Source organism: Bradyrhizobium symbiodeficiens, assembly GCF_002266465.3.
Lineage (GTDB): Bacteria > Pseudomonadota > Alphaproteobacteria > Rhizobiales > Xanthobacteraceae > Bradyrhizobium > Bradyrhizobium symbiodeficiens.
Window position 1 is genome coordinate 3,552,693 of record NZ_CP029427.2, and the last position, 20,873, is coordinate 3,573,565.

Sequence of the window (20,873 nt, forward strand, 5' to 3'; positions counted from 1 at the left end):
AGATGGCTTTGCTTGAAGTGAAAGACCTCAAGGTTCGTGTCGAGGAGCGTGAGATCCTCCACGGGCTGAATCTGACCGTGAACGAGGGCGAGATCCACGCGATCATGGGGCCGAACGGCTCCGGCAAGTCGACGCTCTCCCACGTCATCGCCGGCAAGCCCGGCTATGAAGTCATCGACGGTCAGATCTTGTTCAAGGGCGAGGACCTGCTGGAGATGGCTCCGGAGGAGCGCGCCGCGAAAGGCGTGTTCCTGGCGTTTCAGTATCCGGTCGAGATTCCCGGCGTCGCCACCATGACCTTCCTGCGCACCGCGCTCAACGCGCAGCGCAAGGCGCGCGGCGAGAGCGAATATTCGACGCCCGACTTCCTGAAGAAGGTCCGCGAGGTCTCGAAGTCGCTGAACATCCCGCAGGACATGCTCAAGCGCGGCGTCAATGTCGGCTTCTCCGGCGGCGAGAAGAAGCGCAACGAGGTGCTGCAGATGGCGCTGTTCGAGCCGAGCCTGTGCATCCTCGACGAGATGGATTCCGGCCTCGACATCGATGCGCTGCGCATCGCGGCCGACGGCGTCAACGCGCTGCATTCGCCCAAGCGCGCGATGGTCGTCATCACCCATTATCAGCGGCTGCTGAACTACATCGTGCCCGACATCGTGCACGTGATGTCGAAGGGCCGTGTCGTGAAGAGCGGCGGCAAGGAACTGGCGCTCGAGCTGGAAGCGTCCGGCTACGCCCAGTTCGAGGACGCCGCGTAAGGAATTTTGCGATGAACGTTGCTGTGGCAAAGACCGGAAAGGGCCGCGCGGTGAGCGATCTCTTCGCCAGCGCCGAAGGCCGGCTGCCGGGTTCGCCTTCCGTGATCGCGGTGCGCCGCGAGGCGTTCGAGACCTATGAGCGTCTCGGCCTGCCGCACCGCCGGATCGAGGAATGGAAATACACCGACCTGCGCGCGCTGGTCGGCGAGGTGCTGCCGCTGGCGGCCGCGCCCGATGCGTCTGCGCTGAAGCGCGCCGCGGAAGCCGTCAAGGCGCATGCGATCGAGGGTGCCCGCAAGCTGGTGCTGGTCGACGGCGTGTTCGCAGGCGATCTGTCCGACGTGAAGGCGCTCGCCGCCGAGGCCGGCTTCAAGACGTTGCGGGAGACGCTGGAGAAGGATGCCGGTCTGCTGAAAACCGCGACCACCGATGCCGTGATCGCGCTGAACGCGGCGATGGCGACCGACGGTGTCGTGCTGTCGATTGCGGATGGTGCGCAACTCTCTGCGCCGATCCAGATCATCCATCTCGCAACCGCGGCTTCCGCCTCGGCCTTCACCCGCTCGCGGGTCATGGTTGGGAAGGGCGTCAGCGCCACCATCATCGAGAGCTTTGTCGCAGTCGGTGCGAAAGCCTACCAAGTCAACGATGCCGTCATCCTCTCGATCGGCGACAACGCTGATGTCGCACATATCCGTCTGATGGACGATGCGCCTGACGCGGTGAACATCAGCTCGCACTTCGTGACCGTCGGAGCGAACACGAAGCTGAACTTCTTCAACATGACCACGGGTGCCGCGGTCAGCCGTCTGCAGGGGTTCATCACGCTGGCAGGCGAGGGCAGCGAGCTCTCGGCCAATGGCGTCAATTTGTTGCAGAAGACCGAGCATGGCGACACCACGCTGGTGGTCGACCATGCGGTGCCGAACTGCGTCAGCCGCGAGGTCTTCCGCGCCGTGCTCGACGACCGTGCGCACTCGGTATTCCAGGGCCGCATCATCGTCCGTCCTGACGCGCAGAAGACCGACGGCAAGATGATGATCCGCGCGCTGCTGCTCTCGGACGAAGCCGAGGCCGATAACAAGCCCGAGCTGGAAATCTTCGCCGACGACGTTTCCTGCGGCCACGGCGCCACCGCCGGCGCGCTGGACGACAGCCTGCTGTTCTATCTGAAGGCGCGTGGCCTGCCGGAGAAGCAGGCCCAAGCGCTGCTGATCCAGGCCTTCGTCGGTGAAGCGATCGAGCAGATCGCCGATGACGGCTTGCGCGAGCATGTGATCGGCATCGCCGAGCGCTGGCTGGAGCGGCGCCAATGAGCACGCATCCGGCAGTCAAAAACGGCGCCTATGACGTCGCGCGCGTCCGCCAGGATTTCCCGGCGCTCGCCTTGCAGGTCTATGGCAAGAATCTGGTGTATCTCGACAACGCGGCCTCGGCGCAGAAGCCGAGCGCCGTGCTCGATCGCATGACGCAGGCCTATACGAGCGAATACGCCAACGTGCATCGCGGCCTGCATTACCTCGCCAATGCCGCGACCGAAGCCTATGAGGGCGGTCGCACCAAGGTCGCGCAGTTCATCAATGCGCCCCGGACCGAGGAAGTGATCTTCACCCGCAACGCGACGGAGGCCATCAACCTGGTCGCCTCGTCCTGGGGCGGGCCGAACATCAAAGAGGGCGACGAGATCGTCCTCTCGATCATGGAGCACCATTCCAACATCGTGCCCTGGCATTTCCTCAGGGAACGTCAAGGTGCCGTGATCAAATGGGCGCCGGTCGACGACGAGGGCAATTTCCTCATCGACGAGTTCGAGAAGCTTCTGACGGCCAAGACCAAGCTGGTCGCGATCACTCAGATGTCGAATGCGCTCGGCACCATCGTGCCGGTCAAGGAGGTCGTGAAGATCGCCCACGCGCGGGGCATTCCCGTGCTGGTCGACGGCAGCCAGGGTGCGGTGCATCTGCCCGTCGACGTCCAGGACATCGGCTGCGACTTCTACGTCTTCACCGGCCACAAGGTGTACGGTCCGACCGGCATCGGCGTGCTCTGGGCCAAGTACGACCACCTCGTCGCGATGCGCCCCTTCAATGGCGGCGGCGAGATGATCCGCGAGGTCTCGCGCGATGTCGTCACCTACGGCGATCCTCCGCATAAATTCGAGGCGGGCACGCCCGCGATCGTCGAGGCCGTCGGCCTTGGCGCCGCCATCGACTACGTCAATTCGATCGGCAAGGAGCGCATCGCCGCGCATGAGCGCGATCTCACCACCTATGCCCAGGAGAAGCTGCGCGAGATCAACTCGCTGCGGTTGATCGGCACGGCACGCGGCAAGGGTCCGGTGATCTCGTTCGAGCTGAAGGGCGCGCATGCCCATGACGTCGCCACCGTGATCGACCGCCAGGGCATCGCAGTGCGCGCCGGCACCCATTGCGTGATGCCGCTTTTAGAGCGGTTCAACGTCACGGCCACATGCCGAGCCTCGTTCGGCATGTATAATACGCGGGAAGAAGTCGATCATCTGGCACAGGCGCTGCTGAAGGCGCGGGATTTGTTCGCATGAGTGACACGGCCGAAATCAAAGCCAATCCGATGGAGACCCGTTCGGCGCTGCCGCCGGAGGAGACCGAGCGTCTCACCACCGAGATCATCGCCGGGCTGAAGACCGTGTTCGACCCGGAAATCCCGGCGGACATCTACGAACTTGGCCTGATCTACAAGGTCGAGATCAAGGACGACCGCTCGGTCGATGTCCAGATGACGCTGACGACGCCCAACTGCCCTGCTGCCGGCGAACTGCCGACCATGGTCGAAAACGCGGTCGCCAGCGTTCCCGGCGTCGGCGTGGTCGACGTCAAGGTCGTCTGGGAGCCGGCCTGGACGCCCGAGCGCATGAGCGACGAGGCCCGCCTCGTCCTCAACATGTGGTGACGCGTAACGCTTGCTTTGAATCCTCGGCATTGAATTCGCGCCGCAACGGACCACATCATTGACATGACCCAGATATCGTCAGGCTCGACACCAGCATCCACTCCCAAGCCGCGGCGGCCACGCCCGCAGGTAATGCGGCTGACCGACGCTGCCGCCCAGCGCATCAGCGAACTGACAAACCGCGCCGACTCCGAGATCGTCGGCCTGCGCGTCGGGGTGAAGAACGGCGGCTGCGCCGGCCAGTCCTACACGGTCGAATACGCCCATGACGTCCGCCCGACCGACGAGGTCGTCGAGGACAAGGGCGTCAAGATCCTGGTCGACCCAAAGGCCGTACTGTTCCTGCTCGGCACCGAGATGGACTACAAGGCCGACAAGATGCAGGCCCAGTTCGTCTTCAATAATCCCAACCAGATCTCCGCCTGCGGCTGCGGCGAGTCGGTCGAGCTGCGTCCGGCCAAGATCGACGGGTAAGCTTGGCTAGCGCCTTGCTCCACTGTCGTGCCGGCGAACGGGACCCATACCGCGTGATCCGGCGGTGATGTGCGGTATCAGTACCACGCTTCCTTAGCTGCCAGTCTTCGCTAAACTTCTCCCTGTGGTTATGGGTCCCTGCTTTCGCGGGGACGACGCGGGGGAGAGAGTGTAGGCCATGGACCGCGAATTCCTGACCGACCTGTTCGCCGATTTCGGCCCCGTCACCATCCGAAAAATGTTCTCCGGCTACGGCATCTCAGCCGACGGCATCAACTTCGCGCTGTCGCTGCGTGCCGGCCTGTTCTTTCGGGCCGACGAGGTGACGATCCCGGACTTTGAAGCCGAAGGCTCAAAACCGTTCCAATATTCGACCCGCGCCAAGATCGTGGTGGTGAACTCCTATTGGGAGCTGCCTGCGCGCCTGTTCGACGATTCCGCCGAGCTCGCGCAATGGGCGAGGGCGGCGCTCGCCGCCGCCCAGCGCGCCAAGGTGAAGACGCGGCCGAAGAAAAAGGCGGCGGCGAAGAAGGCGACAAGAAAAGCCGTGCCGAAGAAGCGGTTGGCCAAAAAGGCAGCCAAAAGGAAGGTGCGGTAGGAAAGGCAAAGCGACTTGTCCGCCCTAGCTCGAAGAGCGACGGCGGAAGCGTGCCCACGGTTCGAAATAATCATGCCGAGATGGTGGGCACGGCGCTTGCGCGCCTTTGCCCACCCTACGGGACTTCAGTCCGCGGCCTTGGTCAGGCCTACGCGCATATCCTTCGCCGCAAAGACGGACACGCCGTCAGCCAGCACACGGCCATCGGCGATTCCGAGCACCAGCTTGCCGCGGCGGACCATGCGCATGGCGACCTCGTAGCGCACGCGTCGCGTCTCCGGCGTGACCACTCCGGTGACCTCCACCTCGCCGACGCCGATCGCGCGGCCCTTGCCAGGTGAGCCCGACCAGCCGAGCCAGTAGCCGACCATCTGCCACATCGCATCCAGCCCCAGGCTTCCCGGCATCATCGCATCGCCGCGATAGTGACAATCGAAAAACCATTGGTCCGGCACGATGTCGAGCTCGCCGACGATATGGCCCTTGCCGAACTCGCCGCCGTCCAGACTGATCTCCGTGATGCGGTCCATCATCAGCATCGGCGGCGCCGGCAATTGCGCATTGCCCGGCCCGAAATAACCGCCGTCGCCCGATCTCAGCAGTTCGTCCCGGGTGTAGGACGGTTGCGGCGTGTGGAAATCATGCGGATTGGGCACGACGACAAATCCTCGATGCTCGCGGTCCGGCGGCGCAGAGGATGTCGGTCGGCAGGTTGGAATGTCAACCGCAGCCGTCCGGCCCGCCGCGATCGCCTCACGCCACGCGGCTGTGGGTCTCGTCCGCGTATTCCGGATCGGCCTCGCAGATCACGCGGTTGCGGCCGTTGCGCTTGGCGGCGTAGAGGCAGGCATCCGCACGCTCGATCAGCGCATCGGTGTCGTCGCCCGGCTTGAGCATGGAGACGCCGACGGAGATGGTGACGCGGCCGAGGATCTCGCCGGTGGACTTCTTCTTCAATTCCTTCGCCATCACGGCGCGGCGGATGTGGTCGGCCACCGTGAGGGCCTGACGCAGCGCGGTGTTGGGCAGCACCACCGCGAATTCCTCGCCGCCATAGCGCGCGGTGATATCCTGGCCCTTGATGGTCTGCTTCAGCGAAAGGCCGACGAGCCGCAGCACCTGGTCGCCGGTGAGATGGCCGTAGGAATCGTTGAAGGACTTGAAGTGATCGATGTCGAACAGCAGCAGCGACAGCGGCTCGCCCGAGGCGAGCGCGGTTTGCACCGCCATGTCGATCATGCGGTCGAAATATTTGCGGTTGCCAAGGCCGGTGAGCGGATCGGTCAGGCTTTCGGCGCGGATCGCCTCCAGGCTCAGCTGGAGATTGCTGATCTCGTTCTTCGACAGCGTCAGCCGGTCTTCCAGCGTCTTGTTGGTCTCGCGCATCTCGCTGGTCGAACGCAGCAGCGTTTCGACGATCGACTTGATCTGCTCGCGGCTCTTGGCCGACGCCAGTTTCTCGGTGGCGCCCGACAGGCTGGCATCGTAGGAGCCGGTCACGCCGAGTGCGTCGCTCAAGACCTTCATCACGTCGTCGATCTCGCCGATGACGCGCGCGCCGACCTTGTCGATGCGGTCGGTGGTCTTGATGTGGGAGAGATAGGTCTCGTAGATCTGCTCGAGGTCGGCTTCAGTCAGCTTGCCGCTGCGCGCCAGCGTCTCGTTGATGATCTTGTTGAGCGGCGCGTTGTAGCCGGTGGCGTAGACGTACCAAATCTCATAGTTGCGGGGAATTGCCGTCTGCCGCAGCGATCGGATCTGCCCGAGCGCTACCTCGGCGAACGCCATCGTGCGTTCGTGTTCGTCGAGAACCTTGACCACGGAACATACCCCACAGCGGTCGATGCGCCGTCGACCGCAGCAATGCTTAAATTATGTTCGTAGGCTAACGGACGATCGTGAACGCCCCGTAAATATACGTTCACGGATACATCTAAAAAATTGTGAGGAGGCTTTGCTCAACCGAAAGCCTGGCGCGCATCGCGCTTCAGGCCCCGGCGGGGGAGCGAACCGGCCGCAGCAGGAACGCCGGCAGATGCGAATGATCGCCCGGCTCGGTGTCGGCCTCGCGCTGGCGGCGTGGCTCGGGCCGGCCGATCGACGGCACATGCGACGGATTGGCTTGCTGGCGCGAGCCATGACGCTCGGATGATTGCCTGGCTTCACGCGGAGGTCTTGCCTCGCGTGCGGGCCTCGCTTCGCGTTCAGGTCTTGCCTCGGGAGCGGGCCGTGTTTCGGCTGCTGGCCGAGCCTCGACGCGCGGCTCGTGGCTGCGCTCACGGTCGCGACCGCCGCGCTGCGGCTTGCCGCGTCCGCCACGCGAGCGCTCGCGGCCGCGCGACTCGCGCGGGCGATCACTGTGTTCACCGGTGTCGGCACTCACTTCGTAGTCGCCTTCGGCGCGCGGAATGCTCTGCCCGATCAGCTTCTCGATCGCCACGATCGACTTCTGGTCGAGCGGCGTCACGAGCGAGATCGCGGTGCCGGTGCGGCCGGCGCGACCGGTGCGGCCGACGCGATGGACGTAGTCGTCGGGATGGTGGGGGACGTCGAAATTGAAGACGTGGCTGACCTCGGGAATGTCGAGACCGCGGGCGGCGACGTCGGAGGCGACGAGCAGCGGCAGCTCACCCTTGCGGAACTGTTCCAGCGCCGCCGTGCGGGCCGACTGGTCCATGTCGCCGTGCAGCGCGCCGACGCTGAAGCCGTGCTTCTGCAGCGATTTGTGAACGATCGCGACCTCGCGCTTGCGATTGCAGAAGATGATCGCGTTCTGGAGGTCCTTGGCTTCGCGCAGCAGGCGTCGCAGCAATTCGCGCTTCTCATGCGCTTCGCGCCCGGCCGGGACCTGACACTGCGTGACGGTCACGGCGGTGGTGGCGGGCTTGGACACTTCGACCTTCTGCGGGTTGTGCAGGAAGGTCTCGGTGATACGCCGGATTTCCGGCGGCATGGTCGCGGTGAAGAACAGGGTCTGCCGCGTGAACGGGACGAGCTTGCAGACGCGTTCGATGTCGGGGATGAAACCCATGTCCAGCATGCGATCGGCTTCGTCGATGACGAGCAGCTCAACGCCGGTGAGGAGCAGACCGCCGCGCTCGGTATGGTCGAGCAGGCGGCCGGGGGTGGCGATCAGCACGTCGACGCCGCGCGTCAGCTTGGCATCCTGGTCGCCGAAGGAAACGCCGCCGATCAGGAGGGCGACGTTGAGTTTCTGGCCGGCGCCGTAGCGGTCGAAGTTTTCCTTGACCTGCGCCGCGAGCTCGCGGGTCGGCTCGAGGATCAGCGTGCGCGGCATGCGTGCGCGGGCGCGACCCTTTTCGAGGATGGTGAGCATCGGCAGCACGAAGGCCGCGGTCTTGCCGGTGCCGGTCTGGGCGATGCCGAGCACGTCCTTGCGTGCGAGGACGTGTGGGATCGCCTGTTCCTGAATGGGGGTGGGGGTGGTGTAACCGGTGGCCGCCACTGCGGCGAGGACTTTTTCGGACAGTCCGAGATCTGAAAAGGACATTGAGCCTCTGGTCGAAACCGCCGTTCGGAATCGAGGGTAATAAGGCTGTCGCGTTCCACCCCAAAACGGCGCGCTCTCAAAGAAGCTGGGGGTGCTGACTCACGCGAACAAAGCGCCAAGCTCAGGAATCGCTCTTCGATACCGAGCCGCGTCGACCCGGAACATAGGCGGGAATCGGCCAAAGTCAATGGAGCGGGCGCGGGAAGGTCCTAAAAAACCTGAGGTTTTTACCAAATAGCGGGTGCGACTGGGTTTTTTCCGCCTCGCCGCACGTCCAGGCCGGGGCCGCCAAAACGGCGGCTAACGCCCATCCGAGGCCTGCGCCCGGAAGTCACCGGGGGCCATGCCATAGGCGGCATTGAAGACCCGGTAATAGGTCGCCAGGCTCTCGAAGCCGCAGGAGGTCGCGATGTCGGCGATCAGCCGCTCCGGTGCCTCGCGCATCAGGCGGCGGCTCTGCTTCAGGCGTTCGTCGGTCACCGTCTGCGAGAAGCTCTTCGCCGCGGTCTCGAACAGCATGTGCAGGTGGCGCACGGACACGCCGAGCTGGTCGGCCACCATCGCCGGCGCCAGATCCGGGTTTTGCAGGTGGCCCGCGATCAGGCGTCGGGCCTGCGAGAGGCGGGCGGTCCGCAACGCGGCCTGTCCGCGCCGGCTGCCGGGCCTGACGATGCCGCGCTCGATCAGCGCCAGATGGGCCAAAGTCTGGACGAGGGAGGTCGCATCGACGGCGCACCCATCAGCGGCCTCATCGAGATCGGCAAAGCAGGCGCCGAGCAGCGGCGCCAGGGTGGGATCGCTGAATGTCCGGGGCGCAAGCTCGCGCATGCGTTTGTCCTGCGCCGGAATGCTGCTGACCGGGATCTTCAGGATCCGCAAATGGAAACCTCCGGCGCCGAGCGGCGCGGTGCGGTAGGGCAGGTCGGTATGGCTGGTGGCGAAACTTCCCGGCGCGATCGCGAAGTCGTTTCCGCGCATGCCGCCGAACCAGCCGCCGCTGCCGAGCTGCTGGTAGACGCAGATGCTGTCGCCGGGTGCGTAGGCGATGTCGGAGCTGCTGCGTTCGACTGAATATTGCGAGGCCTTTAGCTCGACGAGGCCGGCGCCGCCGAATTGGCGCAGCGAAAATTCGCCGAAGAAATCCCCGCGCCGTTCGCGATCGAGTTCGGCGGTGACGCCGAACAAACCCTTGGAGCGCACCTCGCGCCAATAGTCGAAGCGATCCTTCGGCTCGACTTCGTCGGTACACCAGCGATACACGGCAGCCCCCTCGCTTCCAGTGCGTTTGGCCGATGCCAAGGAAAAAGCAGATTCCAGCGCAATCTGCCATAGGAAGATCGTGGAACCGGGGCCCGGGCGCTTGAACCCTCGTTACGTCTGGGCCGACTATCACACAGCGGCAGGGGGTCCAATGAACTGCCGTTCGAGGGAAGCGGCGTGGCGCCGTTCTGTAACGGGAATTTTGCGATGACGCGTCGGCTTTTCGGAATTCTGGCGGCCCTTGGCCTGGCGGCGAGCCTGAGCGGCTTCGTCGCCCCCGCCCATGCCGAGAAGCGTGTCGCGCTCGTCGTCGGCAACAACGATTACAGGAATGTCCCGAAGCTGCTCAAGGCGGTCAACGACGCCCGCACCATGGGCGATACGCTGAAGCAGCTCGGCTTCTCGGTGATGGTCGCCGAGAACCAGAGCCGGCAGCAATTCTCCGAGACCCTGCTCGCCTTCGACAAGGCGATCGAGCCCGGCGACACCGCGTTCTTCTTCTACGCCGGCCACGGCTTCGAGATCGCGGGCCAGAACTACCTGTTGCCGACCGACGTGCCGGCGGCGACCGAAGGGCAGGAAGAGCTGGTGCGCGACGCCTCGATCCTGGCCGACCGCATCGTCGAGCGCCTCCAGAACAAGAAGGCGCGGACGTCGATCCTGGTGTTCGACGCATGCCGCAACAACCCGTTCGAACGCAAGGGCACGCGCGCAGTCGCCGGCGGCGGCGGGCTTGCTCCGATGGTGCAGCTGCCCGAAGGCGTGTTCTCGGTGTTTTCGGCCGGTCCCCGCCAAACCGCGCTCGATCGGCTCTCCCACGACGACGCCAATCCCAATTCGGTGTTCACACGTACTTTCGCCAAGGAGCTGCTGCAGCCCGGCGAAAATCTCGTACAGGTGGCGCAGCGCACCCGCCGTCTCGTCAGCGAGATAGCCGGCACCGTCAAGCACAGGCAGGTGCCGGTCTATTTCGACCAGATGGTCGACGACGTCTTCCTCAGCGGCATGGCGAAGGATGCCGTCGCGCGGCCGGCCGATCCGCCGCCGCAGAAGCTTGCGGCGCTGCCGCCGGTGTCGGTGCCGCAGATGCCAAAGGAAGAAACCACCAACGCGCCGATCGCGAGCTTTTCGCGGCACAATGGCGGCTGGAGCGTCGTGTTCTCCTTTGCCGACCCGACGCTTGGCATTTCCTGGCGCATGGCCGGCAAGGGCGATTTCCGCGAGACCGGCTTCATCGACACGCTCGATCCGCGCACGCGCAAGCGGATGCCGAACCCGTCGATCGAATTGCCGCCGGACGCGGCGGCCGGCACCATCGAGGTCCGCTATGTCGATCAGTCCGGTGACATGCAGGGGCCGTTCCCGATCCGATTCGATCCCGAGGTCGCACTGATCCGCGACCAGCGCAAGATCCTCGACATGACGGCGACGAGCTGGCTGTCGTTCCGCGAGTTCAACGGGCTGTTGGTGTACTACACGCATCTCGTGTCGTATCGCTGCGCCATCCGCGAAGTGCGCATCGGCATCGACAGCGCTGTGCCCAACCAGGTGCTGAAGATGCCCGCTTGCGACATGCGCGACCCCAGTGCGATCACCGCCGGCATGCCGCTCTACATGAAGCTTGCACCGAGCACGCAGTCCATCTCGGTGGAACTGACCTATCGCGACGGCAGCGTCTCGGAGATCAAGAGTTTTCGCAGCGGCAACCGCAGCAACAATTGATGACGCGGGCGGAGGTGTCGCGCGCTTCCGCTACGCGCGGCGCTTCCTGATGAAGCGCTTGATGGACTCGACGGCTTCGATCAACGGCGGAGCCAGCGAAAAGAACGCGCCCATCGCGATCGAGATGACGACGTGGCGGAGCAGCAGCTTCTCATGCTCCTCCTCGAACGGATAGCCGTTCTGGTCGATCGGCACAGGCGCAAGCGCGCCGGTCTGCTGTGGATCCGACGTTCGCGGCCTGCGCGGCGGGATCATGATCACGACGAAAAGCACGTTGATCAGGATCCACACCCCGAGCACTATAAGGATCGTCTGCACCGCATGTCCTGAACTCAGTCGATTTCCCTGTTTGCAACGCTAGTGGCCATTCACCATTGCGGCAAATCAATTCACGATTGCTGCGCTGCAAAGAGAACCGAAAGTCGTAAATGAGGGGGCTAATTGTGGAACCAGGTATCTTAAAGTCGACCCAAGCTCGCTCCGTGAAGGTCCGATGTTCCATCGTCGGCGGCGGACTGGGCGGCATGATGCTCGGCTATCTCCTGGGACGCGCCGGCATCATGTCGTGGTGCTGGAGAAGCACGCGGATCTTTTTCCGCGACTTTCGCGGTGATACCGTGCATCCTTGGACGCTTCAGGTGATGGACGAGCTTGGCCTGATCGACGGCTTCCTGAAGCGCGCCGATGGACGTGCTGTGGTCCCGCGTCGGTCGCAAACCCGACGAAACGGAAAACGAGTTTGCGCGCGTCGAGCCCGGCAAGATGATGATCACGTTCGATCGCGGCGACTATTGGCAATGCGCCTATGTCATCGCCAAGGGACAGTATGACGCCGTGAAGGCGAGGGGACTGCAGGCGCTGCTCGACGACGTCGTACGCATGGCGCCGACCCTGAAGGGCGGCATCGCCACGTGAAGAGCTTCGACGACGTCAAGCTGCTGACCGTCGCGATCAACCGCATGGCGCGCTGGACGCGGCCGGGCCTGCTCTGCATCGGCGATGCCGCGCATGCGATGTCGCCGGTCGGCGGCGTCGGCGTCAATCTCGCCGTGCAGGCCGCGGTCGCGACCGCCAATCTCTTGGCGGACAAGCTACAGCACGGCTGCCCGTCCGAGAACGATCTCGACGCCGTACGCCGTCGCCGCGAGTTCCCGGCGAGGATGACGCAGCGGATGCAGGTGATCGTGCAGAACAAGATCATCAGCGGCGCCCTGCAGGGGAACGATCGGCCGCTCCGAGTGCCGCTGATCGTGCGCCTGATCACCGCGCTGCCGTGGTTGCAGGGCATTCCGGCGCGCCTGCTTGCGCTCGGCGTGCGACCCGAGCATGTGCATTCGAAGGCTGCGCCGTCATCGTAGCGCAGCAATTCGGTAGGGATAATGTCGCGTTAAATCGCGCCTGCGGCGTTGCGTGCGTGCAACAGCGCCGACGGATTCGCGGACCAGCGCGTGCCCATGCGCCGCGTTAACTCTGTTGATTCGAATTTTAGTAACACCCGTCTGTGACCGTGCGTGCATCAAAGGACACGGGGTGTACCATGCGTAACAAATTGATTGCCGCCTTCGCCTGCACGACCGCTCTGGTTTCGACCGGCGCGGCCTCCGCCGCCGATCTCGGCGCGCGCTACACGAAGGCGCCCGCCTATGTGGAGCCGCTGTTCAACTGGACCGGCTTCTATGTCGGCGGCCATATCGGTGGCGCGTGGACCAATGAGCAGTTCATCAACAACGGGATCGGTGCGCCGTTCGGCGATCTCGTCCCGGGCGAGGGCTATCGTCAGCGCGGATCCGGCATCATGGGCGGTGCCCAGATCGGCTACAACTGGCAGGCCAACAACTACGTGTTCGGCATGGAAGGCACGATCTCCGGCCTCGACAACAAGGGCTCTTTCACGAACACCGCGTTTGGTGCCGGTGACGACGTGTTCTCCTGGCGCGCCAACGTGCTCGCGACCGTGGTCGGCCGCGCCGGCTTCGCCGTGCAGAACAACCTCTTCTACATCAAGGGCGGCTATGCCGGCGTGAACAACCGTCTCTCCGTCAGCGACACCGTCGGTGTGTCGGGCTCCGGCGGACAGACCCACTGGGCCAACGGCTGGACCGTCGGCGCCGGCTGGGAATACGGCGTCACCCGCAACTGGATCGTCGGCCTCGAATACAACTACGCGGCCTTCGGCAGCCAGACCTATCAGCTCGGCGGCACCTCGGGGAACTACACCTTCGATGCCAAGCCGCGCGACATTCAATGGGCCGTCGTGCGCGCGAGCTACAAGTTCGACGCCCCGACCATCGCCCGTTACTGAGCAAGTCGACCGCAACGCGACCAACGATCAAAAAAAGCACTGCCAAAATTCAAAAGCCCCGGACTTGTCCGGGGCTTCTTTTTTGCGTCGTCGGATTGCGTGCGGCCCGGCCTCAGGCCATCACCGAGAAGCCGCCATCGACGGGGATTGCGGTGCCCGTGACGAAGTTCGATGCAGGCGATGCCAGGAACACGGCGATGCCGGCGAAATCGTCGATGTCGCCCCAGCGCCCCGCAGGCGTGCGCGCCAGCACCCGCTCGTGCAATCCCGACACCTGCTGCCGCGCACCGCGGGTGAGGTCGGTGTCGATCCAGCCCGGCAGGATCGCATTGACCTGGATGTTGTCGGGCGCCCAGGCATTGGCGCAGGCCCGCGTGTACTGCACGATGCCGCCCTTGCTCGCAGCATAGGCGGTGGCGAAGCTCGCACCGAAGATCGACATCATCGAGCCGATGTTGATCACCTTGCCGTTGCCTGAGGCCTTCAAGGCCGGATAGGCGAGCTTGGAGCACAGGAAGGCGCTGGTGAGGTTGGTTTCGATCACCTTGTTCCACTCGTCGAGCTCGAGCTCGTGCGGCGGCTTGCGGATGCTCATGCCGGCGTTGTTGACGAGGATGTCGATGCGGCCGAGATCCTTCAACACGCCCGCGATCATGGCCTCGATCGCCGCCTTGTCGGTGACGTCGGTCGCAACCGCGATCGCCTTGACGCCGCGCTGCCTGAGATCTTCGACTGCTGCCTTGGACTTGGCTTCGTTGCGTCCGACCACGGCGATGTCGGCGCCGGCATCGGCAAGGCCGCGCGCCATGCCAAGCCCGATGCCGCCATTACCTCCTGTGACGATCGCGACCTTGCCGCGGAGATCGAACCGGCTGGATGTCATGCTTGTATTCCCTGGTTTCTTTTATTGGTTGCTCTGCCAGATCAGCACCAGCCCAAAGCCGGCCATGGCGGCGCCATAGCCAGCCCAATGCAGCTGGTTGACCATGAAGCTCGATCGCGGCCAGGGAACCGTACCCGTGCCCTGTCCGATCCAGAGCAGCCCGATGGCGAGGGCAAACAGGCCTGCTACAAGCAGAAATCTGCGCATGCATTCCTCCCCGTCGATCCGCTTCCCTCGCGACTCGCGGCATGAACGATTGCCGCGGTCCCGAAAGCTTGGGCACACAGTAACCGTAGCTTTGGTTCGGATACAATGGCGCCGGCAGAACCGGTGCGATGCGTGGGCAGGGCAATCAGCAATGTTGTGCTGGGTCGAAGCCCAGCTCAGCGCTGCGCACCGTTGCTGAAGACGGGCATTGGCTGCCGACAAGCCCACAACGAAAAAGCCCCGGGCGATGCCGGGGCTTTGACGTTTGATCGTGAGATCAGATCAGTACTTCGCGACGACCGGACCGGTCCAGTTGAAGCGGTAAACCAGCGAGGTCGAGATCGTCTGGTTCCAGCTGTTGGCGCGGACGCTGTTGATGAGCGGCGCGTTGGTGCCATCCAACAGCTCGGTTTGGGTCTTGGCGTTGTAGAAGGCCGAACGATACTCGGTCTTCATGAACCAGCCGGGCGAAGAGACACCGAAGATGTTCAGGCTGTTCTCGACACCGCCGCCGATGAACCAGCCGTGACGGTCGTAGCTGGCGAGATGAACGCCCACGGGAGTGCCACCCAGCGTCGTAAAGTTGGTCTGACCGAAGTGAGCGCCGGAGTAACCGCCGTTGACGTAGGAGAGAACGTTCGGGGCGACCAGCCAGCCGAGGCGCACACCCGCGGCCCAAGAGGTTTCCAGCTTCTGGCTGCCCGTGAGGCTGAAAATGGGATCTTGGATGGTGGAACGGATGCTGCCGAACTGGGCGTCGCCAAAGATACCGGCGACCCAAGTGCCGCTGAACTGCCAGTCGTAACCAGCGCCTACGGTGCCAAACCAGCCGGAGCCGCCCTGGCGCTGCGTGATCGTCAAAGGCGTGCCGGTGGCCGTATCCACAATGCTCTGGTCGGCATTCGAGAGGCCGCCGCCGCCACCGCCGAAGGCGTAGAAGCCGGTCCAGTTGGCGACGGGCGCCGGCATGGGGGCCTTCACGTAGGGACGGGCACCGAGATCGGCTGCAGAGGCCGAACCGGTCATCGCGGCAACCGCGGTCAGAGCGAGCAAAATCTTCTTCATGTCAAATCCCCAACTTGGTCTGTGTAGCAGGCGCGAGCGCACTGGAGTTCTTGTCAACTGATGCCCGGACTATAGACGTTTCCTGCCGGAATGCTGTTGCCGGGCAAGCACAGTCGCCGGAAAACGCCGGTGCGCGGGTATTTCGGTCGCAATTGTCGAAATCTGAAATAGCTTCATAAATTCAATGGTTTAAGCGTGTTTTAGGAACTCAATTTCAGGTAGGGTTTCGTTAGGAAATTCGACCTTGTCCGAAATGGAGGCAGCTGCGCCTCGGCTTGAGCGCCGTGAGTCGTTGGCCGAGTCGCAGCGCCGGCGCCGCGAATCGTTCAAAGCTATGCGGCGCGGCGACGTTGTCGCGCCACGAAACGCAAAAGAGCCACGGCTCTTCGCCGGGGCTCTCGACGGAGTGCTATTGCGCCGCGGACTCAAACGTCCAGCAGCTCGTCGCTGGCGAATTCGGCCTTGTCCGTGATGAAGGCGAATCGCGCCTCGGCCTTGGTGCCCATCAGGCGCTCCACCGAATCCGCGGTGGTATCGCGGTCGTCGGCGAGCAGCACCACCTTGAGCAGCGTGCGCTTGGCTGGATCCATGGTGGTCTCCTTGAGCTGCGCCGGCATCATCTCGCCGAGGCCTTTGAAGCGGTTCACCTCGACCTTGGCGTTGGCGTTGAACACGCTCTTGATCAGCTCTTCCTTGTGCTTGTCGTCGCGCGCGTAGACAGACTTGGTGCCGACGGTCAGCTTGTAGAGCGGCGGCACCGCGAGGAAGAGGTGCCCTTCGTCGATCAGCCGCGGCATCTGCCGGTAGAAGAAGGTGATCAGCAGCGACGCGATGTGGGCGCCGTCGACGTCGGCGTCGGTCATGATGATGATGCGCTGATAGCGCAGATCCTCTTCGCGGTATTGCAGGAGCTGGCCGCAGCCGATCGCCTGCACGAGGTCGGAGAGCTGTGCATTCGCCGTCAGCTTGTCCTTGCCGGCGGAGGCGACGTTGAGGATTTTTCCGCGCAATGGCAGCACCGCTTGCGTCTTGCGATCACGCGCCTGCTTGGCGCTGCCGCCGGCCGAGTCGCCTTCGACGATGAAGAGTTCGGAGCCGTCGGTGCCGGCATCGGTGCAATCGGCGAGCTTGCCGGGCAGGCGCAGCTTCTTGCCGGCGGTTTTCCGCGCGGTCTCTTTCTCCTGCCGCCGCCGCAGCCGTTCCTCGGCGCGGTCGATCACGAAGTCGAGCAGCCGGTTGGCCATGTTCGGATTGCCCGACAGCCAATGATCGAACGGATCCTTCATCGCCTGCTCGACGATGCGCTGCGCTTCGGCCGTTGCGAGGCGATCCTTGGTCTGGCCCTGGAATTCAGGTTCGCGCACGAACACCGAGAGCATCACGGCGGCACCGACCATCACGTCTTCCGACGTAATGGACGAGGCGCGCTTGCCCTGGCCGACGCGCTCGGCGTGATCCTTCAGGCCGCGCAGCAGTGCGCTGCGCAAGCCGGATTCGTGCGTGCCGCCATCTGGCGTCGGGACGGTGTTGGTGTAGGAGGACAGGAAGCCATCGGCATCCGCGGTCCAGGCCACCGCCCATTCGCAGGCGCCATGCGCGCCGTTGCGGCCCGACTTGCCGGAGAAGATATCCGGGTGCACCAGCGTGTCGGCGTGGATTGCAGCCGCAAGATAGTCCTTGAGGCCGCCGGGGAAGTGGAAGGTGGCTTCGGCCGGGACGTCCTCGATGCCCTTGAGCAGTTCGGGCGCGCAATTCCAGCGGATCTCGACGCCGCCGAACAGGTACGCCTTCGAGCGCGTCATCTTGAACAGGCGCTGCGGCTTGAACGCAGCCTTGGCGCCGAAGATGTCGGTATCGGGCTTGAAGCGGACGCGCGTGCCGCGCCGGTTGTTGATCTTGCCGAGGTCCTCGAGCTTGCCCTTGGGATGGCCGCGCTCGAACGTCATGCGGTAGAGCTTCTGGCTGCGCGCGACCTCCACCTCGAGCAGCGAGGAGAGGGCGTTGACCACGGAGATGCCGACGCCGTGCAGGCCGCCCGAGGTCTCGTAGACCTTGCTGTCGAACTTGCCGCCCGAATGCAGCGTGCACATGATGACTTCCAGCGCCGACTTCTTCGGGAACTTCGGATGCGGATCGATCGGGATGCCGCGGCCGTTGTCGGTGACGGTGAGGAAACCATCCGCGGAAAGTTCGACGCCGATGAAGGTCGCGTGTCCGGCCAGCGCCTCGTCCATCGAGTTGTCGATGACTTCGGCGAACAGATGATGCAGCGCCTTCTCGTCGGTGCCGCCGATATACATGCCGGGCCGCCGCCGCACCGGTTCCAGGCCTTCGAGCACCTCGATGTCGGCCGCGGTGTAGTCGGCTTCGCCGCCGCTTCCGCGCGGCGCCGCCTTGGGCGCGCTGCGGGGCTTCGGCTCATCGCCGCCGAAAAAATCGTCTTTTGCTTTGGGTTTCAACTGTTTGGACATATATCTTGATACGCTTTGAGGGGCCGCATCAGCGGCGAATCGGTTGGGGCGACTATGCCACTTCTGACTTGGAAAGGTTACCGCGGGGCAGGCCGGGCGGTGTGGTTGGGAGCCAATCCCGGCGATTTTACGCCGCAGGCCCCTGCAATTGCCGGCAATTTGACCGGCTGGTAGGGGCTGAGCCGAGCTTTGTGACTTGATGTCACACAAGCCCTTGGCTTACCAGTCCTTTTCATCGAGCAGCACCTTGAGATGGGGCGGGAAGGCTTTTTTAGATGGAGCAGTTTGCGCACGCCCTGGCCGATTTCGTGCGCGTTCACCAGGCCTGGGCGGCTCCGATCGTGTTCCTGCTCGCCTTCGGAGAGTCGCTCGCCTTCATTTCGCTGCTGATCCCGGCCTGGGGCGCGCTGGTCGCGATCGGTGCGCTGATCGGGGTGAGTGGCATCAGCTTCTATCCGGTCTGGATCGCCGGCGGCCTCGGTGCGGCGCTCGGCGACTGGGTCTCGTACTGGTTCGGTTACCGCTACAAGGAGAAGGTCGCCCAGATGTGGCCGCTCTCGCGCTATCCGGATCTCCTGCCCAGAGGCGAGGCCTTCGTGCGCAGCTGGGGCATCCCCAGCATCTTCATCGGCCGCTTCTTCGGTCCTTTCCGCGCCTCGGTGCCGCTGGCGGCCGGCATCTTCGAGATGCCTTATTGGAGCTTCCAGGCCGCCAATTTCGTCTCGGCCCTGATCTGGTCGGCCGTGCTCCTGCTGTTCGGCGACGTGCTCGCGAAGATCATGGAATGGATCTGGCGGGTGATCTGACGCCGGAACCTTGACGAAAGCCTGATCTAGCCTTATAGCCGCGCGCCATGATCAACGCCGCGACCATTCTGTTCGCCCGTCGCCGCCGCCGCAGTCTTGCGGTTCGGGCGGTCGATCGCGTTTGAGATCATCGTCTTTGCCGCTGGATCCGATCCGCGGCATTCTTTCTCCTGTCAGCGCGATCTGATCCGGCGGCCCCCCAAAGAGGCCCAGCAGGAGACCACGATGTACACGCCACCCTTTTTCAAGCAGGACCGCGCCGCGAGCCTGAAATTCGCAAGCGATCGGGGCTTCGGCACCATGTGCGCCTTCGACGGCCACAAGCCGGTGGCCTCGCCGCTGCCGTTCTATCTGACCTACGCCGCCGACGGCACGCCGCAGGCCGCCTTTCATGTCGCCCGTCACAATCCGCTGCTAAAGCTTGCGAGCGGCGATGCGTCCTGGCTGCTCGCGGTCAACGGCCCCGATGCCTATGTATCGCCGGATTGGTACGTCTCGCCGGACCAGGTGCCGACCTGGCTCTACCAGTCGGTGCATCTGAGCGGGCCGGTGCGGATGTTGTCGGATGACGAGCTGGCAGTGCAGATCGACACGCTCAGCGACAAGTTCGAGACCTGGCTGTTGCCGAAGAAGCCTTGGACATCGGACAAAATCACCGCCGGACGGCTCGAGGCGATGAAGAAGGCGATCGTGGGCCTGGTGATGACGGTTGAGGAGGTCGAGGGCAGCTTCAAGCTCAACCAGCACAAATCCGACGCCGACTATGCGGCGATCGCCAATGCGCTCAGTGCCGGCGATGCCGACGCCAGGCAGATCTCACATTTGATGCGGCAGGCAAGGCCGCAGGTTTTTGCAGACGACACGAACATGCTCGAAGGGAGCGCGCCATGAGCCTCGCTGACATCAAACAGGCCCCGAAGGGCGCTGCCACCAAACCCGCAACCGTCTTCGTCGACGGCGGCTCCGGCACCACCGGTCTCGGCATCAACGAGCGGCTGAAGCACCAGAATGACGTCGTCGTGAAGACGATCCCTGACGACAAGCGCAAGGACCCCGCTGCCAAGAAGGCGCTGATGGAGGAGGTGGACCTCGTCATCCTCTGTCTGCCCGACGATGCCGCCAAGGAGACGGTCGCGCTGGTCGACAGCATGGGCGCCTCGGGCCCGAAGGTGCTCGACGCCTCGACCGCCTACCGGGTCGCGCCCGATTGGGCCTACGGCTTTCCGGAACTGACGCCGGAGCAGGCCGGCAAGATCAAGGCGGCGAAGAAGGTCTCCAATCCCGGCTGCTATCCGACCGGCGCGATCGCGCTGCTGAGGCCGATCGTCGATGCCGGCCTGTTGCCGCAGGATTATCCCGTCACGGTCAACGCGGTGAGCGGCTATTCCGGCGGCGGCAAGTCGATGATCGCGAGCTTCGAGGACGGCAGTGCGCCGTCCTTCGAGCTCTACGGCCTCGGCTTCGAGCACAAGCATCTGCCGGAGATGCAACTCTATTCGAACCTGACGCGGCGGCCGATCTTCATTCCCTCGGTCGGCAACTACCGGCAGGGCATGCTGGTCTCGATCCCGCTGCAACTCGACACGCTGCCGGGCAAACCGACCGGTGCGGATCTGCAGGCCGCGCTGGCAAAGCGCTACGCCGGCTCGACATACGTCTCGGCGATGCCGCTTCAGAACGAAGCCTCAAAGGGCGGCCGGATCGAACCGGAGGCGCTCAACGAGACAAATCAGCTCGAGCTCTATGTGTTTGCCAGCGACAAGCACCATCAGGCTGTGCTGGTCGCCCGGCTCGACAATCTCGGCAAGGGCGCATCCGGCGCGGCCGTGCAGAACATGCGGCTGATGCTGGGCCTGCCGGAGTAGTAGCCGATCGAACGTTGCTCGCGAAC

At 64.1% G+C, this 20,873-nt stretch carries 22 protein-coding genes and 1 pseudogene; 14 read left to right on the forward strand and 9 right to left on the reverse strand.

Going from position 1 to position 20,873, the window contains the following annotated elements; all coding sequences use genetic code 11:
• The first annotated feature begins 2 nt into the window (after positions 1-2).
• The 6 genes from sufC (at position 3) to CIT39_RS16350 (ending at position 4,755) form a co-directional block, all read left to right on the forward strand.
• Positions 3-755: a Fe-S cluster assembly ATPase SufC gene (gene sufC / locus CIT39_RS16325; RefSeq protein WP_162308526.1), complete on the forward strand. Its 753-nt coding sequence runs from the start codon at positions 3-5 to the stop codon at positions 753-755.
• Between the two features lie 11 nt (positions 756-766).
• Complete coding sequence (sufD, locus tag CIT39_RS16330; RefSeq protein ID WP_094974334.1) at positions 767-2,071, forward strand: Fe-S cluster assembly protein SufD; 1,305 nt, start codon at positions 767-769, stop codon at positions 2,069-2,071.
• Positions 2,068-3,315 (forward strand): cysteine desulfurase, encoded by a 1,248-nt coding sequence (locus CIT39_RS16335; protein WP_094974333.1) that lies wholly within the window; start codon positions 2,068-2,070, stop codon positions 3,313-3,315. Before sufD ends, CIT39_RS16335 begins: the two co-directional genes overlap by 4 nt.
• Positions 3,312-3,683, forward strand: a complete 372-nt coding sequence (locus CIT39_RS16340; protein WP_007609827.1) for an SUF system Fe-S cluster assembly protein — start codon at positions 3,312-3,314, stop codon at positions 3,681-3,683. Before CIT39_RS16335 ends, CIT39_RS16340 begins: the two co-directional genes overlap by 4 nt.
• A gap of 63 nt (positions 3,684-3,746) precedes the next feature.
• Complete coding sequence (locus CIT39_RS16345) at positions 3,747-4,157, forward strand: HesB/IscA family protein (RefSeq protein ID WP_094974332.1); 411 nt, start codon at positions 3,747-3,749, stop codon at positions 4,155-4,157.
• A 178-nt stretch (positions 4,158-4,335) separates the two neighbouring features.
• A complete protein-coding gene (locus tag CIT39_RS16350) occupies positions 4,336-4,755 on the forward strand; it encodes a TfoX/Sxy family protein (protein ID WP_094974331.1) in 420 nt (139 codons plus the stop codon).
• 125 nt (positions 4,756-4,880) lie between these two features.
• On the opposite strand, the gene fabA is transcribed toward CIT39_RS16350, so the two are convergent.
• The 4 genes from fabA to CIT39_RS16370 all read right to left on the reverse strand — a co-directional run bounded on the left by fabA (position 4,881) and on the right by CIT39_RS16370 (position 9,526).
• The gene (gene fabA / locus CIT39_RS16355; protein ID WP_094974330.1) at positions 4,881-5,411 is read right to left on the reverse strand and encodes a bifunctional 3-hydroxydecanoyl-ACP dehydratase/trans-2-decenoyl-ACP isomerase; all 531 of its coding nucleotides are present in this window, start codon (positions 5,409-5,411) and stop codon (positions 4,881-4,883) included.
• 97 nt (positions 5,412-5,508) lie between these two features.
• Entirely contained in the window at positions 5,509-6,576 is a 1,068-nt protein-coding gene (locus CIT39_RS16360; protein WP_094974329.1) for a GGDEF domain-containing protein, read from the reverse strand.
• A gap of 166 nt (positions 6,577-6,742) precedes the next feature.
• Positions 6,743-8,266, reverse strand: coding sequence for a DEAD/DEAH box helicase (locus CIT39_RS16365; protein WP_094974328.1), 1,524 nt, complete (start codon positions 8,264-8,266; stop codon positions 6,743-6,745).
• A gap of 300 nt (positions 8,267-8,566) precedes the next feature.
• The gene (locus CIT39_RS16370) at positions 8,567-9,526 is read right to left on the reverse strand and encodes a helix-turn-helix domain-containing protein (RefSeq protein ID WP_094974327.1); all 960 of its coding nucleotides are present in this window, start codon (positions 9,524-9,526) and stop codon (positions 8,567-8,569) included.
• 207 nt (positions 9,527-9,733) lie between these two features.
• Here CIT39_RS16370 and CIT39_RS16375 point away from each other — a divergent pair, with 207 nt between their 5' ends.
• The gene (locus CIT39_RS16375) at positions 9,734-11,248 is read left to right on the forward strand and encodes a caspase family protein (protein WP_094974326.1); all 1,515 of its coding nucleotides are present in this window, start codon (positions 9,734-9,736) and stop codon (positions 11,246-11,248) included.
• Between the two features lie 30 nt (positions 11,249-11,278).
• Here CIT39_RS16375 and CIT39_RS16380 read toward each other — a convergent pair whose 3' ends face one another.
• Positions 11,279-11,566, reverse strand: coding sequence for a hypothetical protein (locus CIT39_RS16380; RefSeq protein ID WP_094974325.1), 288 nt, complete (start codon positions 11,564-11,566; stop codon positions 11,279-11,281).
• 209 nt (positions 11,567-11,775) lie between these two features.
• On the opposite strand from CIT39_RS16380, the pseudogene CIT39_RS16385 reads away from it, so the two are divergent.
• The 4 genes and pseudogenes from CIT39_RS16385 to CIT39_RS16400 form a co-directional block, all read left to right on the forward strand.
• A pseudogene (locus CIT39_RS16385) lies at positions 11,776-11,901 on the forward strand (FAD-dependent oxidoreductase); the annotation flags it as partial.
• Between the two features lie 31 nt (positions 11,902-11,932).
• On the forward strand, positions 11,933-12,163 hold the full coding sequence (locus CIT39_RS16390; protein ID WP_334273162.1) for a hypothetical protein: 231 nt from the start codon (positions 11,933-11,935) through the stop codon (positions 12,161-12,163).
• On the forward strand, positions 12,160-12,606 hold the full coding sequence (locus tag CIT39_RS16395) for an FAD-dependent monooxygenase (protein WP_334272972.1): 447 nt from the start codon (positions 12,160-12,162) through the stop codon (positions 12,604-12,606). Before CIT39_RS16390 ends, CIT39_RS16395 begins: the two co-directional genes overlap by 4 nt.
• Positions 12,607-12,785: 179 nt before the next feature.
• Positions 12,786-13,550, forward strand: coding sequence for an outer membrane protein (locus CIT39_RS16400; protein ID WP_094974324.1), 765 nt, complete (start codon positions 12,786-12,788; stop codon positions 13,548-13,550).
• A 112-nt stretch (positions 13,551-13,662) separates the two neighbouring features.
• Here the strand turns inward: CIT39_RS16400 and CIT39_RS16405 are convergent, their stop codons facing one another.
• From CIT39_RS16405 to parE, 4 genes are all read right to left on the reverse strand, one after another.
• Positions 13,663-14,433, reverse strand: coding sequence for an SDR family NAD(P)-dependent oxidoreductase (locus CIT39_RS16405; RefSeq protein ID WP_094974323.1), 771 nt, complete (start codon positions 14,431-14,433; stop codon positions 13,663-13,665).
• Between the two features lie 21 nt (positions 14,434-14,454).
• The gene (locus tag CIT39_RS16410; protein ID WP_094974322.1) at positions 14,455-14,640 is read right to left on the reverse strand and encodes a hypothetical protein; all 186 of its coding nucleotides are present in this window, start codon (positions 14,638-14,640) and stop codon (positions 14,455-14,457) included.
• 282 nt (positions 14,641-14,922) lie between these two features.
• Positions 14,923-15,705 (reverse strand): outer membrane protein, encoded by a 783-nt coding sequence (locus CIT39_RS16415; protein ID WP_140479463.1) that lies wholly within the window; start codon positions 15,703-15,705, stop codon positions 14,923-14,925.
• Between the two features lie 425 nt (positions 15,706-16,130).
• Positions 16,131-18,176 carry a DNA topoisomerase IV subunit B gene (gene parE, locus CIT39_RS16420; RefSeq protein WP_094974320.1) on the reverse strand — a complete coding sequence of 682 codons (2,046 nt, stop codon included), beginning with the start codon at positions 18,174-18,176 and terminating at the stop codon, positions 16,131-16,133.
• A 275-nt stretch (positions 18,177-18,451) separates the two neighbouring features.
• On the opposite strand from parE, the gene CIT39_RS16425 reads away from it, so the two are divergent.
• From CIT39_RS16425 to argC, 3 genes are all read left to right on the forward strand, one after another.
• Entirely contained in the window at positions 18,452-18,982 is a 531-nt protein-coding gene (locus tag CIT39_RS16425) for a DedA family protein (RefSeq protein WP_094974319.1), read from the forward strand.
• Between the two features lie 225 nt (positions 18,983-19,207).
• A complete protein-coding gene (locus CIT39_RS16430; protein WP_094974728.1) occupies positions 19,208-19,873 on the forward strand; it encodes an FMN-binding negative transcriptional regulator in 666 nt (221 codons plus the stop codon).
• On the forward strand, positions 19,870-20,847 hold the full coding sequence (gene argC, locus CIT39_RS16435) for an N-acetyl-gamma-glutamyl-phosphate reductase (RefSeq protein ID WP_094974318.1): 978 nt from the start codon (positions 19,870-19,872) through the stop codon (positions 20,845-20,847). Before CIT39_RS16430 ends, argC begins: the two co-directional genes overlap by 4 nt.
• The last annotated feature ends 26 nt before the right edge of the window (positions 20,848-20,873 follow it).

Excerpts from the sequence above, each read along its gene's own strand:
- CIT39_RS16390 (WP_334273162.1), top strand. The coding sequence starts at position 11,933 with ATGGACGTGCTGTGGTCCCGCGTCGGTCGCAAACCCGACGAAACGGAA.
- sufC (WP_162308526.1), top strand. The coding sequence starts at position 3 with ATGGCTTTGCTTGAAGTGAAAGACCTCAAGGTTCGTGTCGAGGAGCGT.
- CIT39_RS16430 (WP_094974728.1), top strand. The coding sequence starts at position 19,208 with ATGTACACGCCACCCTTTTTCAAGCAGGACCGCGCCGCGAGCCTGAAA.
- CIT39_RS16335 (WP_094974333.1), top strand. The coding sequence starts at position 2,068 with ATGAGCACGCATCCGGCAGTCAAAAACGGCGCCTATGACGTCGCGCGC.
- CIT39_RS16415 (WP_140479463.1), bottom strand. The coding sequence starts at position 15,705 with ATGAAGAAGATTTTGCTCGCTCTGACCGCGGTTGCCGCGATGACCGGT.
- CIT39_RS16375 (WP_094974326.1), top strand. The coding sequence starts at position 9,734 with ATGACGCGTCGGCTTTTCGGAATTCTGGCGGCCCTTGGCCTGGCGGCG.
- CIT39_RS16365 (WP_094974328.1), bottom strand. The coding sequence starts at position 8,266 with ATGTCCTTTTCAGATCTCGGACTGTCCGAAAAAGTCCTCGCCGCAGTG.
- sufD (WP_094974334.1), top strand. The coding sequence starts at position 767 with ATGAACGTTGCTGTGGCAAAGACCGGAAAGGGCCGCGCGGTGAGCGAT.
- CIT39_RS16345 (WP_094974332.1), top strand. The coding sequence starts at position 3,747 with ATGACCCAGATATCGTCAGGCTCGACACCAGCATCCACTCCCAAGCCG.
- parE (WP_094974320.1), bottom strand. The coding sequence starts at position 18,176 with ATGTCCAAACAGTTGAAACCCAAAGCAAAAGACGATTTTTTCGGCGGC.
- argC (WP_094974318.1), top strand. The coding sequence starts at position 19,870 with ATGAGCCTCGCTGACATCAAACAGGCCCCGAAGGGCGCTGCCACCAAA.
- CIT39_RS16405 (WP_094974323.1), bottom strand. The coding sequence starts at position 14,433 with ATGACATCCAGCCGGTTCGATCTCCGCGGCAAGGTCGCGATCGTCACA.
- CIT39_RS16340 (WP_007609827.1), top strand. The coding sequence starts at position 3,312 with ATGAGTGACACGGCCGAAATCAAAGCCAATCCGATGGAGACCCGTTCG.
- CIT39_RS16400 (WP_094974324.1), top strand. The coding sequence starts at position 12,786 with ATGCGTAACAAATTGATTGCCGCCTTCGCCTGCACGACCGCTCTGGTT.
- CIT39_RS16410 (WP_094974322.1), bottom strand. The coding sequence starts at position 14,640 with ATGCGCAGATTTCTGCTTGTAGCAGGCCTGTTTGCCCTCGCCATCGGG.
- CIT39_RS16350 (WP_094974331.1), top strand. The coding sequence starts at position 4,336 with ATGGACCGCGAATTCCTGACCGACCTGTTCGCCGATTTCGGCCCCGTC.
- CIT39_RS16425 (WP_094974319.1), top strand. The coding sequence starts at position 18,452 with ATGGAGCAGTTTGCGCACGCCCTGGCCGATTTCGTGCGCGTTCACCAG.